Origin of the sequence: Ancylobacter amanitiformis, from assembly GCF_030814815.1 — a bacterium.
In the GTDB taxonomy this organism is placed as follows: domain Bacteria; phylum Pseudomonadota; class Alphaproteobacteria; order Rhizobiales; family Xanthobacteraceae; genus Ancylobacter; species Ancylobacter amanitiformis.
The window spans coordinates 25,954-39,978 of the sequence record NZ_JAUSVR010000004.1; the positions used below are offsets into that span (position 1 = coordinate 25,954).

12 protein-coding genes are annotated in these 14,025 nt (G+C 64.7%); 9 read left to right on the plus strand and 3 right to left on the minus strand.

The window, feature by feature from the left end:
- Window positions 1–297 precede the first annotated feature (297 nt).
- The 6 genes from QOZ99_RS07515 (at window position 298) to QOZ99_RS07540 (ending at window position 8,149) form a co-directional block, all read left to right on the plus strand.
- Window positions 298–1,011: a hypothetical protein gene (locus QOZ99_RS07515; protein ID WP_306889359.1), complete on the plus strand. Its 714-nt coding sequence runs from the start codon at window positions 298–300 to the stop codon at window positions 1,009–1,011.
- Window positions 1,012–1,013: 2 nt separating this feature from the next.
- On the plus strand, window positions 1,014–1,196 hold the full coding sequence (locus tag QOZ99_RS07520; RefSeq protein WP_306889360.1) for a hypothetical protein: 183 nt from the start codon (window positions 1,014–1,016) through the stop codon (window positions 1,194–1,196).
- 205 nt (window positions 1,197–1,401) lie between these two features.
- Window positions 1,402–2,238 (plus strand): DUF3102 domain-containing protein, encoded by an 837-nt coding sequence (locus QOZ99_RS07525; RefSeq protein ID WP_306889361.1) that lies wholly within the window; start codon window positions 1,402–1,404, stop codon window positions 2,236–2,238.
- Window positions 2,239–2,714: 476 nt separating this feature from the next.
- Window positions 2,715–6,389: a hypothetical protein gene (locus QOZ99_RS07530; protein ID WP_306889363.1), complete on the plus strand. Its 3,675-nt coding sequence runs from the start codon at window positions 2,715–2,717 to the stop codon at window positions 6,387–6,389.
- Between the two features lie 379 nt (window positions 6,390–6,768).
- Window positions 6,769–7,326: a DUF2293 domain-containing protein gene (locus QOZ99_RS07535; protein ID WP_306889364.1), complete on the plus strand. Its 558-nt coding sequence runs from the start codon at window positions 6,769–6,771 to the stop codon at window positions 7,324–7,326.
- A gap of 208 nt (window positions 7,327–7,534) precedes the next feature.
- A complete protein-coding gene (locus QOZ99_RS07540) occupies window positions 7,535–8,149 on the plus strand; it encodes a hypothetical protein (RefSeq protein ID WP_306889365.1) in 615 nt (204 codons plus the stop codon).
- 442 nt (window positions 8,150–8,591) lie between these two features.
- On the opposite strand, the gene QOZ99_RS07545 is transcribed toward QOZ99_RS07540, so the two are convergent.
- Entirely contained in the window at window positions 8,592–8,969 is a 378-nt protein-coding gene (locus QOZ99_RS07545) for a type II toxin-antitoxin system death-on-curing family toxin (protein ID WP_306889366.1), read from the minus strand.
- 14 nt (window positions 8,970–8,983) lie between these two features.
- Window positions 8,984–9,208 carry an AbrB/MazE/SpoVT family DNA-binding domain-containing protein gene (locus QOZ99_RS07550; protein ID WP_306889367.1) on the minus strand — a complete coding sequence of 75 codons (225 nt, stop codon included), beginning with the start codon at window positions 9,206–9,208 and terminating at the stop codon, window positions 8,984–8,986.
- A 209-nt stretch (window positions 9,209–9,417) separates the two neighbouring features.
- On the opposite strand from QOZ99_RS07550, the gene QOZ99_RS07555 reads away from it, so the two are divergent.
- The 3 genes from QOZ99_RS07555 (at window position 9,418) to QOZ99_RS07565 (ending at window position 12,239) form a co-directional block, all read left to right on the plus strand.
- Complete coding sequence (locus tag QOZ99_RS07555) at window positions 9,418–10,020, plus strand: recombinase family protein (protein WP_306889368.1); 603 nt, start codon at window positions 9,418–9,420, stop codon at window positions 10,018–10,020.
- Between the two features lie 180 nt (window positions 10,021–10,200).
- A complete protein-coding gene (locus tag QOZ99_RS07560) occupies window positions 10,201–10,656 on the plus strand; it encodes a hypothetical protein (protein WP_306889369.1) in 456 nt (151 codons plus the stop codon).
- Between the two features lie 308 nt (window positions 10,657–10,964).
- Window positions 10,965–12,239, plus strand: coding sequence for a hypothetical protein (locus QOZ99_RS07565; RefSeq protein WP_306889370.1), 1,275 nt, complete (start codon window positions 10,965–10,967; stop codon window positions 12,237–12,239).
- Between the two features lie 35 nt (window positions 12,240–12,274).
- Here the strand turns inward: QOZ99_RS07565 and QOZ99_RS07570 are convergent, their stop codons facing one another.
- On the minus strand, window positions 12,275–13,963 hold the full coding sequence (locus QOZ99_RS07570; protein WP_306889371.1) for a site-specific integrase: 1,689 nt from the start codon (window positions 13,961–13,963) through the stop codon (window positions 12,275–12,277).
- Window positions 13,964–14,025: the final 62 nt, after the last annotated feature.

Here is a 14,025-nt window from a genome sequence, read left to right on the forward strand (position 1 = left end):
TCGTCCTTGTCGCGGCACCTGCAATGCCTTCGCGCTGGTGACGGGAAGATTGCAGGGCTGCACCTCATTCGATCCGTGCCGCACCGGGATGGACGAACGGAGGGCTACACGCTCACAGAGGCCGGTGAGAGCGTCCTGCGCATGCTTTGCGGGCGACGCTGAGGGCCTTGCGCGCTGGTCAATATCCATCACCTCCGTGAATCCATCGGCCGGATCGACTCAGAAAACTTGTTGGACGTGAGGAGTCTTGGCCCCCTACTCAGGTGCCCTCACGTTTTCGTTAAGGGCATCTTCACCATGACTGAGCTTGCGCCTGACTATACCCCGGCTTTCATCCTGCCGCCCCCGCGCCACGCCGACCTCTACCAAGACGTGGCTCACCTTGTCGCGGCTGAGGCGCGCAAGATGGGCGGTGGGATGCCTAACCCGCCATCGCAGGAGGAGCGTGAAGCCTACCTCGACGAGACGGCACCGCGCTTGTGGTTCTGGGGCGAGGGCATCTTCGTCACCCTACCGGTCCTCGGGAGCGCGCATATGCGCCGGGGGGATGACGATGCGCCCGCCTTCCGGTGTGTTCGAAAGGGATGGGTGGAGCTTCGCGCGCTGGGGTGTCGCTTCCAAATGGTGATGCCGGAGCGTGGCAGCGGCGCCTACATTCTCGTTCCCGAGGCTCTCCAGCGCATCGGTCATTGGCCTTGGTGTGTCCTTGGCGTCCCCGTGCTGCTTGCCGCGCTGGTGCCCGCGATGCTGTATCGCGCTGCCTTCGGTGAAAATAGCTGGCGCGTTCGACGCCTCTGGATGCGCCTCATGTGGAAGCTCCGGCCCGCCTTCATGGACGCGAAGGTGGGCGCTTGGCGGGTGCAGGACGAGGTTGACGCCAGCGCCTCCCGCCTGATGCGGGCGAAATGGGCGGCGGATGACGCGGCCCGCCAAGCTGCCCGTGAAGCGGCCTTTGAAGCCGAGGTTGAGCGGCGCCTCGCGGAACGCCTCGCATCCGCCTCGGGGGCCTGATCATGTCCCCGTTCCTTGACCGCTTGGGCGGCATTGGTGCCGCGCTCCTTGTCATCGGCTGGTGCATCAGCGCGCCCCTCGGAATGATCTATTGGGGTGCTAAGGGCTGGCTTCTCGGTGTCGTGCTGTCGCTCATCGTGCCGGCCTATGGGCTGGTGAGCACGGTGTTCGGGGTGCTCGGGTGAGGGCGGCAGGGCTAACCCCTCACTATCGCAATTATGGATCGTCCCGCCCCATGCCGGCCGGGTCCAGAGGCTAACCCCCCACTATCGACAAATTGGCACGCATCGCGCGCCTGCCGATACGTCAAGCGCTCGTCCTTCGGCTCCCTGAAAAGGCCGTTGTGGCGGGCGTTTCCGTTTTCAGCCCCGCAGCCTAAGGCCCCCCGCCATGAACAACCTCGAAATCTCCAGCACCGTTCCGGTACCTGTCATCGACCTCCCGTTCCTCGCTCGGGAAATCAACGACGCCCACCGGCAAGTGCAGTTCCATGGCAAGTCGATGCTGATGGAGGCGAAGCGGGCCGGGGAGGCGCTGCTTGAGGCGAAGAGGAGCTGTATCCACGGTGAATTTAAGAAGTGGGTAGCGGACAACTGCGCGTTCTCCTACCAGACAGCCGTCCGGTACATGCGCGTAGCTAAAAAGATCACGCATGATTCTTTTGAGCAGGGGGACAGCCTGAACGCCTTCCTCGACGCCCACTCCACGCCCCGCCAGCCCGAACCTTCCACCACCCGCTCCTTCACCCGCGAGGACGCCGAACGTGCCCTGAAATTCCACGCCCTCGCCACCCGAGGCGCCACGGAAGCGGAGCAGAAGGCCGCCTCAGGCAAGCTCGCCAGCTTCGCAAAGGAGTTCGGCATGACCCCTGAGGCGACCGTTGCGAGGGCGCGCGAGTTCCTCCCGGATGCCGAGAAGACGGACTTTCAACGCGCGGCTGACGAAGTGAAGAAGCGCAACGCAGAGCGGGAAGCACAGTTCAGCCGCGAACGGGAGGAGTGGGCCGCGCGGGAGGCTGAGCGGGAGGCGGCCTTCCAGAGAGAGGCCAAAGAGCGGGACGCGCGCGCTGAAAAGCAGGCGGCCACCATCCGAGAACTTCATGAGAAGGTTCGACAGATGTCCGCCCGCCGTGAGGAACTCTTCAAGGACCTGCGGGGGAAATCCAAGGAAGAACTCCTCGACCTCCTCGTGTCGGCCCAGCTCCAGCTTGAGGGCTTCGGAGCGTGATGAAAGAGGCTAGAAAGCCGAACCGGCCAAGTATCCAACTCCGTAGATTATCGAGTTAAGGATGAGGCTCAAGGCCCCTTGAATTGCCACCCAAGCGCCAATACTGCCATCGCGAGCAATGCCGAGTGTCTGATGATACTGGCGAAGCGCAGCGCCGACGACCCAAACCGCTGCGAGAATTAAGGCATACAGCCAAGCGGCGGCCTGAAAGCCTGTAATGAAGGACCCAACGGTTCCCACGGCCATAAAGAATGAGCCCACGAATCCTCCTGCCTTCTGTGAGGAGACCATTTTACCTCTGACCTAAACTGAAACGTAGCGGCTGGCAAAGATTTCCCCTGTCGCCTGCACTCATAAACCCCTCACGTCGCCCACGCCCCCGTTCAGGCCCACCTTGCATGCCGCAAGAGCGGCACATGAGCGGGGGTTTTCTTTTGTCCTCTCGCCGGCCTCTGTCCGGCATGAACGAGCACCTCATGACCCAGCAGAACGAACTCTCGGAAGCCATCAAGGCATCCTCGAAGCGCCTTGGCGTGGACCCTCTCGACCTCGCCACGGCCATGTCCTACGAGACCGCCGGCACCTTCGATCCGTGGAAGAAAGGCCCCACGACGCAGTGGGGCGAGCATCGCGGCTTGATCCAGTGGGGCGAGCCGCAGCGCCAGAAATACGGCGTGACGCAGGACATGCCCGTCACGGCGCAGGTAGAGGCCGCTGAACGCTACCTCAAGGACACCGGAGTGAAACCCGGCATGGGCCTTCTGGACATCTACAGCGCCATCAATGCGGGCGGCGTGGGCCGTTATGGCGCCTCCGATGCCGCGAACGGTGGCGCTCCGGGGACCGTGAAGGACAAGGTAGAGACGCAGATGGGCGCGCACCGGTCCAAGGCTGCGGCCTTGCTGGGGGTGCCGGACATCGCGTCTGCCGATTACGCCCCCATGCAGGTGAAGACGGTCCCCGAACAGATGACCGAGGACACCGCGCGGGAGGCCGCTGGCGGGCCGTCGCTCGGAACCACCATCGTCCACGCCGCGCGCGAGGACAGCCTCACGGGCTGGATACTCGGCATGGATTGGATGAAGCATGACGATCCGAACTACCGGCTCGACAAGGAGGAACTGGACAAGCTCACCGTGGGCATCCCTCGGGACCGCTGGAGCGCCTTCGAGAGCGTCGGTTCGCGGGAGCAGGCATTCGCCACGCGCCAGCAAATCCTTGACCAGATGCAGCGCCAGCAGGAGCTTTCTGAGGCCGGCATCACGGGCACCGCAGCGCGCATCGCGGCGGCCTTCGGGGACCCCATCGGGCTCGGCGTGGGGTTCGCCACGGGCGGCACCGCGAATGCCATCATGTGGGGCTCCAAGCTCTCCCGGCTGGAGCGCGTGGGTGCGGCTGCGCTGGCCGGGGCGGGTGTCAATGCCGGCCTCTCGGCGGCTGAGGAGGGCCTGAAGCCGAACTCGGAATGGGATCAGGTGCTGTATTCTGCGGCCGGCGGGGCGTTCCTCGGGGCCACCTTCGGGGCACTGAGCAAGATGCCGCACATGGCTGAGGAAGCGGCCGAGATTGCCAAGGGCGCCAAGAAGGACGTGGAAGGTATCGAGGCCACGTACAGCGCCGTCCCGTTGCGCCCGAAGGACAGTTCCGTGGGCGCCGCTCAGGGTGTCGAACAGGTCCCGCTTCGGCAGGACGCGAACGACTTCATTCGTCTGGCCGATGAGGAGAACGCGCCCAAGGCCGCCATGGCGCCGCTGCGGTTGCTCGACTCCACGGGCGCGGCGAAGAAGTCCGACAACCCGCTTACCCGCATGCTCGGCAACGCCCTTGGCGAGGAGCCGGTGGGCAATATCGACCGGGACATTCCCGTCAACTGGTCGGCATCGCAGGAGCAGGGGCGGCTCTTCAGCGTCATGGATACGCGCCGCGCCCACGCCATCGAACCCCATTTCAAGGCGTGGGCGGATGCCCGCGACCTTGGCCCTTGGGAGCGGGAGAAGCTGCGCGAGGCGTTCCAGATCGAAATCACCCGCGCGCGCCGCAACCTCGATCCGACACGCAGCTTCGACCCGGAGGTGATGAAGGCGGTGAAGGAGGTGGCCGCGTGGTTGGACGATTACCACGCCCTTGGCGTCGACCCCGGCCGGGCGATAGGTCTTCCCGGTCAGCGCGCGCCGGTTCCCGGTTTCGACCCCGCGATACCGCCGCTGCCCAACTACATGAACCGGGTGTTCTCCTACACCAAGCTCAATGCAGCCCTGGCGAAGTTCGGCCATGGCGGGGTGGCGGATGTCGTTGCCGCGTCCTTCCGCCAGATGCAGCCTGATATCGACCCGAAGGCACTCGCCAGTATCAGCCGGGGTTACGTCATGGTTCTTCGCAAGCTGTCCCGCGACATGCACCCCCGTGCCGCCAATGCGATGTTCGCGGATGATCTGGAGGGCCTTCGCGGGCTGCTTCAGGACCTCCCCGGCGTGGACCCGGAGGCTGTCGAGAGCGTCATGGGGCACCTCTCCCGCCCCATCGACAAGGGTTCCGTGTCCCGCGCCAAGCACCGCGTGATGCTGGACGAGGGCCTCCGGGTGGAACTGCCGGACGGCACCGTGACCACCTTCGGGGAACTGCTTCTGGAGGAGAACGCGGGCAAGCTCATGGCCTCCTACAACAGGCAGATGTCGGGACAGGTTGCGCTCGCTCAGGTGCGCATTGAGAAGGTTGTCGATGGCGAGCGTCACGTCCTTGTCGATGGTCTCGGGGGACCGGGCAAGCTGGACAACATGCTGGAGAAGATGGCGGCGGTGGCGGACGATATCGGTCAACCGCAGTCCAAGGTGAGGGCCGATCAACGCCAGATCGAGTATCTCCACACGAGCACCGCCGGTGTGCCGCTCTATGACCAGAGCACGGCGACGGCGCACGCCCTGCGGCTATGGCGGGAATACGGGCTGGTCCGCGTTGGGGGCCAGCTCGGCTTCGCTCAGGCCCCGGAGATTGGCGCCATCTTCACGGCGGGCTGGAAAGCGGCGCTCGCCGGCTTCCCGCACTTGCGCGTGCTGCTTCGCGATGTCCGCACGGGCAAGCTCAAGGGCGAGTTCGCGGCGGAAATGGAGGCGGTGTTCGGTCGCGGTGCGGAACGCCTGCGCAGCGCGGGGGATTGGCAGCTTTCGACCGAGGCGGAATGGGGAACCGCCTATGAGACCAGCCCGCTTATGCAGAAGGTGGAAAAGACCTTGGGCATCGCCAAGCGCATCACCATGGAAGTGTCCGGCATGAACGCCATCAACACCTTCCTGCACCGCTGGTCCACGTCGGCCATTCTGCACTGGTTCTCCCGCGCGGCGAACGGGGAAGCCACGACCTCGGTGCAGCGGCTGCGGGCGATGGGGCTTACCGATGACATGGCGGAGCGGGTGTTCGAGCAGATGCGCCGGCATCGGACCCTTGAACCGGGCTCCAGCTTCAAGCTCGCGCGGCTCAATCTGGACGACTGGCAGGACCTTCAGGCGCGCGCCCATTTCGAGCGGGCGGTTCACGCGCGCGGGCGGCGCATGGTGCAGGACAATTCCGCCGGCCTCCTCCTGCCGTGGATGTCGCATCCGGTGGCGCAGACGCTCCTTCAGTTCCGCGTCTTCGTGATCGGAGCGCATTCGAAGCAGATGCTCCACAACATCCACATGTGGGACAGGGAGAGCGTCACCACGCTCCTCGGGACCATGCTGGCGGGCATGCTCGGTCACGTGGCGCAGACCCTCGCGGTGTCCCCGAGCCTGTCACAGAAGCAGTTGGAGGACCGCCTGTCCGTCCAGAGTATCGCCTTGGGTGGCTTCCAGCGTACCGGCATGTCCGCCCTGGTGCCGCTTCTGGTCGACACGGCGATGCGCGCGGTGGGGCGCAAGGGCGTCTTCAACAGCCGCTCGACCGACCAGACATCGGACCTGTGGTTCGGCAACCCGACCACGGGGCTGATCGACGACGTGCCCGCTGCCATCAACGCCATTGTCCAGCCGCTCGCTCAGGGCCGGGCGATGTCGAAGGCGGAAGTCCGTTCGGTCCTGCGCCCGCTGATCTGGCAGAACACGCTTCCCGTGGTGACGCTCTTCGGCCTCATGTCGAAGGGCCTGCCCGACTACGCCCCTGCCGCCGCGACGAGGTGACGTGAGCGGCGGATGAACAAGACCCCGAGGCGGTGTGAGAGCGCTGCCTTGGGGGACCCGGAATATTCCGTGGCGAAAATTTGAGCGCGTATCTGAAATAGGAAGAAGCGCGCGATACCCCCCAGGCCCCCGCGCCCACGGAATAGCTCCCGAGCGGACGCGCCCGTTTTTCCTGAAGGCGCGCGCGACTTGGGAAATCGCGCGGGTCTTCGGATGGCGGGGCGCGCACCCTCAGGCCAGCCTAAGAGCCCCGCCAGCGCCCGCCTGATGCTGCCGCGATGTATCCCGCCATGCCGTGCTGTAGGCCGCTGGTGAGTCAATCTGACTCGCCCTGAACGCCTTCCACCGTGGCGCCTCCCGGCCCTATTCTCGGGGTGCCATGACACCTGATGACAACCCGGCCACGGTGCCCACGCCCGAACAGCGCGCGGCCTTCCTTGAGCAACTCCGTACCTATCTCACGGCCATGTATCCCCGTTGCGGCTACCGGGTCCGCCGAAGGTTGATCGAACGGGCGCGTAACCGTGGCTATTACGGGCGCCTCGGGGAAGTCGCGGGCATCCTCGCGAACACCTTCATTCGGCACGAGTGCACCGACTACGACCACCTCTTGCGCATCAACGGGGGCGGGGAGGGGCTGACGCGGGAGGAGGCGCGCATGGTCGTGGCGCAGGAGGTGGCGGATATCGCGGACATGTGGCGCCGTGGCTCGGCTGAGGGCGATGCCGGCTATGTCGAGCTTCGCCAGCGGTTCACGCGGAGGCGCCAGAAGAAGGGCAGGCGGCAGCGCAATGCCGGCTTCATCGCCACGGAGAACGAGGCCATGGCGACCTATCTGAAGGGCTGGCTGGAGCGGCGGGAGCAGGAGCGCAAGCTTGCCCGCGAGGCGCAGGAGGCCAGCCTAGGAGCCCCTCCAGAGACGGCTGGAACGCCCTGAGCTGTCGGCGTAGCGCGTCCCCGGCGCGCCCCTGCGGCGGCTCATGGGGCCGTGCTGCGGTTCATTTCCGAGCCTGTTGTGGGCGCTGGTAATTGACCTCAGCCCAATCAACACCATCCCGAAAGCTGCCCATCAGGGGCGCCTCTGCGGCGCGCGCTGTGTCCCTGCACGTCACCACCAATCACCATCAGCGGAACCGGAGACATCCATGAACGACATCACGACCACGGCCACCATGCCCTTGCCTGCGGCAGGGGAGCGGACCTTCCGCGATATCGAGCTTGCCGAGGCGCTCGGCTATAAGCGGCCGGGAGACATCAGAAAGCTCATCAAACGTCACTTGCCGTTGCTGGAGGCGATGGGATTGGTGCGCCACCGTGGAGCGCCAATCGTCTCGGGCAAAGGCCGCGTGCAGACGGTCACGGAGTATCACCTCACCAAGGCGCAGGCCGCGTTCATCATCGCCAAGGCGGACACTCCCGACGCCGACAACGCCCTCATCCTCATTTCCGAGACCTTCGCCATGGTCTCCGAGGGCAAGCTGGTGGCCGTGGACGCGGCGGCACAGGAGGAGCTTGACGCGGCTGCGGCACGGGCTGCGGAACGGCATCGCCTCATGCGGGAGGAGAAGGACGACTATTCCCGCATCATGAGGGAATTCAGCCGCTCGCCCTCGCGTAACGTCATCGGGACCAAGCCGGACGGAACGCCCATCCTGAGGGAACCGACGCCGTTCGAGAAGCAGCGGGAGGAGCGCAAGCGCCTGCAACAACAGGCCAGCCGCGCCGCGAAGCATCGGGCTCCGGGTGATCCGACCTACTAGGCGGGATTGGTGCTTCGCCGTGGAGCGCCAATCGTGCCCGCCAAGGGATAAGCTCTCGCCCGTAAAACCTGTACACCTCGACCAATCGTCAAGGGATGAAGATAAATATTCATCCACCCCTTGCGCGCTAACACCCCACTATAGGAGAGCCCGAGTGCCCCTGTGCGGGGTAAGACCACGATCAAGGGGAATCATAGACTTATCTTCTGCGGTGTCCCGCTGAATGGAGACCATAGAGAAGGATGGATATGGGGGTATTGATGAGGATGGAAGATTACAATCATCATCAACCCCACCCTCCGTTCCTTCTCAGAGACAGCCTAGCGCCAGCCCGAGGGGTGCCCTTATGGCTCCCATAGGTGGAAGGAGAGGCCCTTACCTAGAGAGCACCGGAGAAGCCGGGGAGGGTGAACGGATGATGGTCATCATCACCATGTCCACCTCAGTCTTCGCCTGCGGGGCGCATCGCCCGCCGGATGCGCTCGGCAAGGTCTTCCTCGCTCAACTCCCCAGAGGCCAAGGCAAGCCATGTCGTCACCGCCTCGGTGTCCGCCATGGTCATCTCAAGGCTGTTGAGGGCGAGGAACAGTTCGCAGGCCACGAGCGAGGTGCGCTTGTTGCCGTCCACGAAGGGATGGTTCTTCGCGATGCCATAGGCATAGGCGGCAGCGAGGTCCGCCATATCGGGCCGGCCATAGTGGAAGAGGTTCCGTGGTCGATCCAGCGCCGCTTCCAGCAAGCCTTCGTCACGCAGGCCCGAACCCCCGCCGTGCTCGGCTATCTGCGCATCGTGAACCGCCAGCATGACCGCCTTGGACACCCATCGCGGTTCCACTACTTGGCAAGCTCCCGCAGCACGTTTCGGCGCTTCTTCATGATGGCGCGCGCCGCTTCCATCTGCTCCGCGAACTCCGGCTCATAGGGCGTGAGGCGATACCCGTCCGGGGCCTCGGTGAGATAAAGGGTGTCTCCCTGCCCGACATTGAGGCGGGTGAGGACCTCCTTGGGAAGCACGGCTCCCACGGAGTTGCCGACCTTGCTGAGCTTCAGTGCGACCATGGCGCGCTCCTCGGGGGACGTAGACGGGATGGCGTACGAACATAGGTAGGTACGGTGTGTGGGGCAATAGGCGGCTCGGGGACCCCATACCGATAACCCCCTCGAAAATCGCTCTTTCCGCTCCAGCATTTTCAACGCCTCGCGAAGGCTCTTGACGACATACCGTAACCACTTGTATTCGGTATGTCGTTCCGAGCGAGGATTGATCGATGTCCACCAAGCGCGTTGCCTTCTATCTCCGGGTGTCCACGGGCGAGCAGACCACCGCGAACCAGCGTCGCGAGCTTGAGGTGGTTGCCGAGCGGGCCGGGTGGAACGTGGTTGCCGTCTTCGAGGACGCGGGTATCTCCGGCGCCAAGGGCCGTGAGCATCGTCCCGGCTACGATGCCCTGCTCAAGGCCGTGACGCGCCGTGAGGTGGACATGGTCGCCGCATGGTCGGTGGACCGCATCGGCCGCTCCATGCCGGACCTCGTGTCCTTCCTCACGGAACTGCATGCCCGTGGCGCGGACCTCTACCTTCACCAGCAAGCCCTTGATACCTCCACCCCTGCCGGCCGGGCCATGTTCCAGATGATGGGCGTGTTCGCGGAGTTCGAGCGTTCGATGATCCAAGAGCGCGTCAAGTCCGGCCTCGCGCGCGCCAAGGCGGACGGCACCAAGCTTGGTCGCCCCACCATCGGCGCCGACGTGGAGGCCCGCATTCGGGCGCTCCGGGCCGAAGGAATGGGCATCCTGAAGGTGGCGAAGACGCTGGGGATTGGGGTGTCCGCCGTGCAGCGTGTCGTCTCGGCTGAACCCGCCGGAGCCTGAGCTTCTGCCAAGCCCCTGATGATCTTCACGCCCGCCTCGGGGAGCCCCTAGCGAGTCCCTGAGCGGGCGCTTTCACGCGCCGGTATTCCGCCAGCCGGCACGTCTCCACGGCCGTCACCGGTCATCCCTGACTCGCCACGCGCCTATCCCTTCCCACCACACCACGGAGCCCGCCGCATCATGACCGATGCCACCCCCACGCACGCCCCTACGTCCCCCATTCTCGCCACCCTGCGCTTCGGCGTCCATGCCATCCGCGCCACCCGGCACCCCGCCCATGGTCGCATGCTCATGGCGCAGGATGTCCTCCTAGCCATCGGCTACGTGCCCAAGCCGCCCCATGGCACACGCCCCATCCTCGCGGGCCTCAAGGTGGCCGACGCGAACCGTTTGCTCCTCAAGGGCGAGGACTTCGACGCCTCCGAGGGGCGGCAGGCACCAACCTTCTCCAAGGCCATTTTCCTCACCCGTGCGGGCCTCGACCAGCTTGTGGCGAACGCTGCCGCGAAGAAGGTGAAGACCTTCGGCCCGTGGATGGCTGACGTGATGGAGAACGGCGCCCCGAAGCGGAAGCCCAAGCCGGTGCCGGCAGTGACCCCGGAGGTCCCGCCGGAGGGGCTCCCTTGGGAGGAGTGAGGGGCTTATTCACAGCGACTGTCTGCTAATACCCCACTATAGGAATAACAGACAATTCGCGTGAATTATGCGCCTCCTCACATGGACCGAACGACGATGCCAACGCGGGCCTGACGGGGCCTCGCGGGGGATAGTTGTGGATGGCCGTGTGAGGGGGCGTCTATCCCTTTTATTCCACCTAAATCACTCGTGAATTAACGCTTGAACGTCCCCCTCCGATGCCGCAGGAAGTCCCCATGAGACACGCCACACTCCCGCCGGCTCGGCACCGTTGGTTCGATGATTGGCGAGGCGCCAGAGGCCCCGCATTGTTGGCGCTGGTGGCCGATATCCGCGCCATGGTCGACGCGCACGAAGCCGCCTCGGGTGCCCGAAAGCGAGCCCGTAAGCCCGTCGATCAGCGGCATTTCGAGACGGCCGTGGAGGTCGTGGTGGCGAACCTCGCCCATGCCGTGCTGGTGCCGCCGGAGACCGGCCGGATTGCGGTCCTCACGGGGAACGGGGCGAGGGGCGCGACGCGCTATGCCAACAGGGCGCTCGGGGAGCCGCTCCGGGCGTTGCTGGGGACTCTTGGCGAGCTTGGGGTGTTGGATTGGCAATGGACCGGGAAGCGGCATGAGGCGTCGTCTCTGGCGCCCACGGAGGCGTTCCGTGAGCGGGTGCATGGGGCTGGCGTCACCCTGGCGGACTTCGGCCGGGTGCCGGGGGAGGAGACCATCATCCTGTCGCAGAAGGTGCGGTCTTCAATGCCGTCCGGAGAGGCCCCCTTGCGGAAGCTGGTGAACTATCCCGACGCAGCCGAGGCGGACGCCATGCGGCACGACATGAAGGCCCTGAACGGCTTCCTCTCATCCGCTGACATCCGTTTCGTGGAGGATGGATTAGGGCCGGTGGACACCAGCAACCGGACCCTTCGCCGTCATTTCGTGCGGCAAGCGGGGGACACGGATGCTGCGTTCACCTTCGACCTCTCGGGGCGCCTCTTCGGGGGCTTCTGGCAGACCATGAAATCGGAGCGCCGCGCCGGCATCCGCATCAATGGCGAGCCGGTTGCCGAACTGGACTATGGGCAGATGGCCGTGAGGCTGGCCCATGCCCATGTGGGGGCGACACCTCCCGAGGGCGACATGTACGCCTTGCCGGGGCTGGAGGGGCACCGCGCGGCGGTGAAGACGGCGGTGAACGTCCTGTTGAACGACACGCACAGGCGGAACGCGTGGCCCTCATCGCTCACGGAGGCGGGGGATGGGGCGGACGCTGAGGCGTCTCTCCCCGAGGGCTGGACCGTCGCCAAGGTGCGGGCGGCTGTTCTCGCCCGCCACCCGGCTCTTGCTCCGTGTCTCAGCGCGGGCCTTGGTCTGAGGCTGATGCACACGGAGAGCGAGATACTGGTTTCGGTGCTGAAGGAGATGATGGCACGGGGAATTGTCGGCCTCGGCATCCATGATGGCCTCCTCACGCCAGCGTCGAAGAGTGAGGAGGTGAGGCGGATCATGGTGGAGGAGGCGAGGATCAAGGCGGGAACCACCATCCCGGTCTCCGTCACGGGCCTCTATGTACAAGACTCTTCCTTCCATTTATAAGAGGCATAAGGAAAATGACGAAAAACTATTGACAATCAATCGGTTGTCGGAAGATCCGAAGGAAACTCGCGAGGTGTGAGCTTGTTGGCTCCTGCCGAAGGTGCATCCTCAAGCGAGTACCTTGGTGCCTTGTTCAACTCAGCCGCGAAGAACGTCGCGCTCGCGTGTTCATAAGACCTTGCCACGCCGAATACGGTGTGACCGACCAGAAGGTCACGCACGCCCTGCTCTACGCCGGCCTCCAGAAGCCGTGTCTTGAAGGTATGGCGCCACGCATGGTTCGGGTTGAGGCGGGCATCCAGCTTCGCCTCCTTCCTCACCCACGCGGCGAGGTGAATGGCTTGGACTTCCGCCTGCGATGTCTTGGCGTCTGCCTTGGTGCGCCGCTCCGGGTCATAGAATAGGGGTCCCTGTCCCCGAGCACGAACGAACTCCGGGAACCCGAGTTCCAGAAGATGCTCATGCAGGAAGGCGCGCCGAGAATGGCCATTCTTCACGGTGCCCGCCTCAGGCGTGATGTTCATCACCCACACGCCGGCTTCTTGATAGATATCCGCACCGCGAAGCTGCGTTATCTCCCGCACGCGCGCACCCGTGTAGGCGCACAGCCAAGGAACCCAACGCCTCGCAAACGCTTTCGTGGGGTTCTTGGGGTCATCGGTCACAGCAAGGGCAGCGCGGAGAATGGCGCGCACCTCAGCCTCCCGGAACACTGGCTCGCGCTCCCGGACCTGCTTCACCGCCTTCATCTTCACTTCGGCGGCCGGGTTGGATATCAGGAGGCGCCCGCCCTCGCGCGTCGTCGCCCACCCCATGACGGACTTCAGCGCGGCGATATCGTTATCACGCACGGTCTTGGGCGAGAGCTTCTTGACGGTGAGACGGTGTTCTGCCCATCGCCATATGTCATCTACCGATATGGTCCGCGCATCCGGCCCTTCTAGGAAAGCGTCACAGTCCTCAATCTTCGGCGCATAGACCTTGATCGTGCCGGGGGATGCCTGCGGATTGCCGGCCTTCCAGAGGTTGAACAAAGCCGGGAGGGTAAGCTTATCGGCAGAAGCCTTCGCCGCCTTCACGGGCGCCGTAGCGGCCGGTGCGGGGTGTTTCCATTCTGGGAACTGCTCAAGCCTATCGTCCTTCCGGTAGTCGCCTCGCGCAAGGTTCATGAGGCGGTGATGGGCAGCGAAGAATTCTTCCTCCATCTCCTCCATGAAGATCGGCCGGGACCCGTCCGCCAGCGTCACGCCTTCGTTCAGAAAGAACTGAGCGAGGTTTCCGTGGTCATGCAGGAATGCGTGCACCCGCTGCGTGGTGCGAGGACCGCGCGGCCGTTCGTGCTCCTCCATGTCGGAGCCATCATCGACTACGCCGCCATGGGGCTCTAAATCGCGGAGAGTTTCGAGGGTAAGGAGCCAGCCTTCGGGGTCTGTTCCGGGGTCATCTTCGCGCGACGCGACGAACCAGCGGTACCAGCGGCCAGCCAGTGCCCGTGCCTGCTTGCGGGTAAGCGTCGTGACGCCCTTCGACAGGGAGGCGAACTTGGCGTCCCATTCGAGATGCAAGTCGGCGTTTAGCTTCCGGGCCTCGGCTGCGTTCGTGCCGAGCCAGCGGACAATCTCGCCGCGCCCTATCTGCTGCCGGAGTCTCTCAGGAACGACCTTCCGAAAGCGCCAATTGCCGGACTTCGGATCACGCTTCGGGGGAGGGTACGCCATCTTCATCTGGACCGCCTCACTGGACCAAGGAGGCGACCGGAAAGCCTTGAAAATCAATAACCTACTGA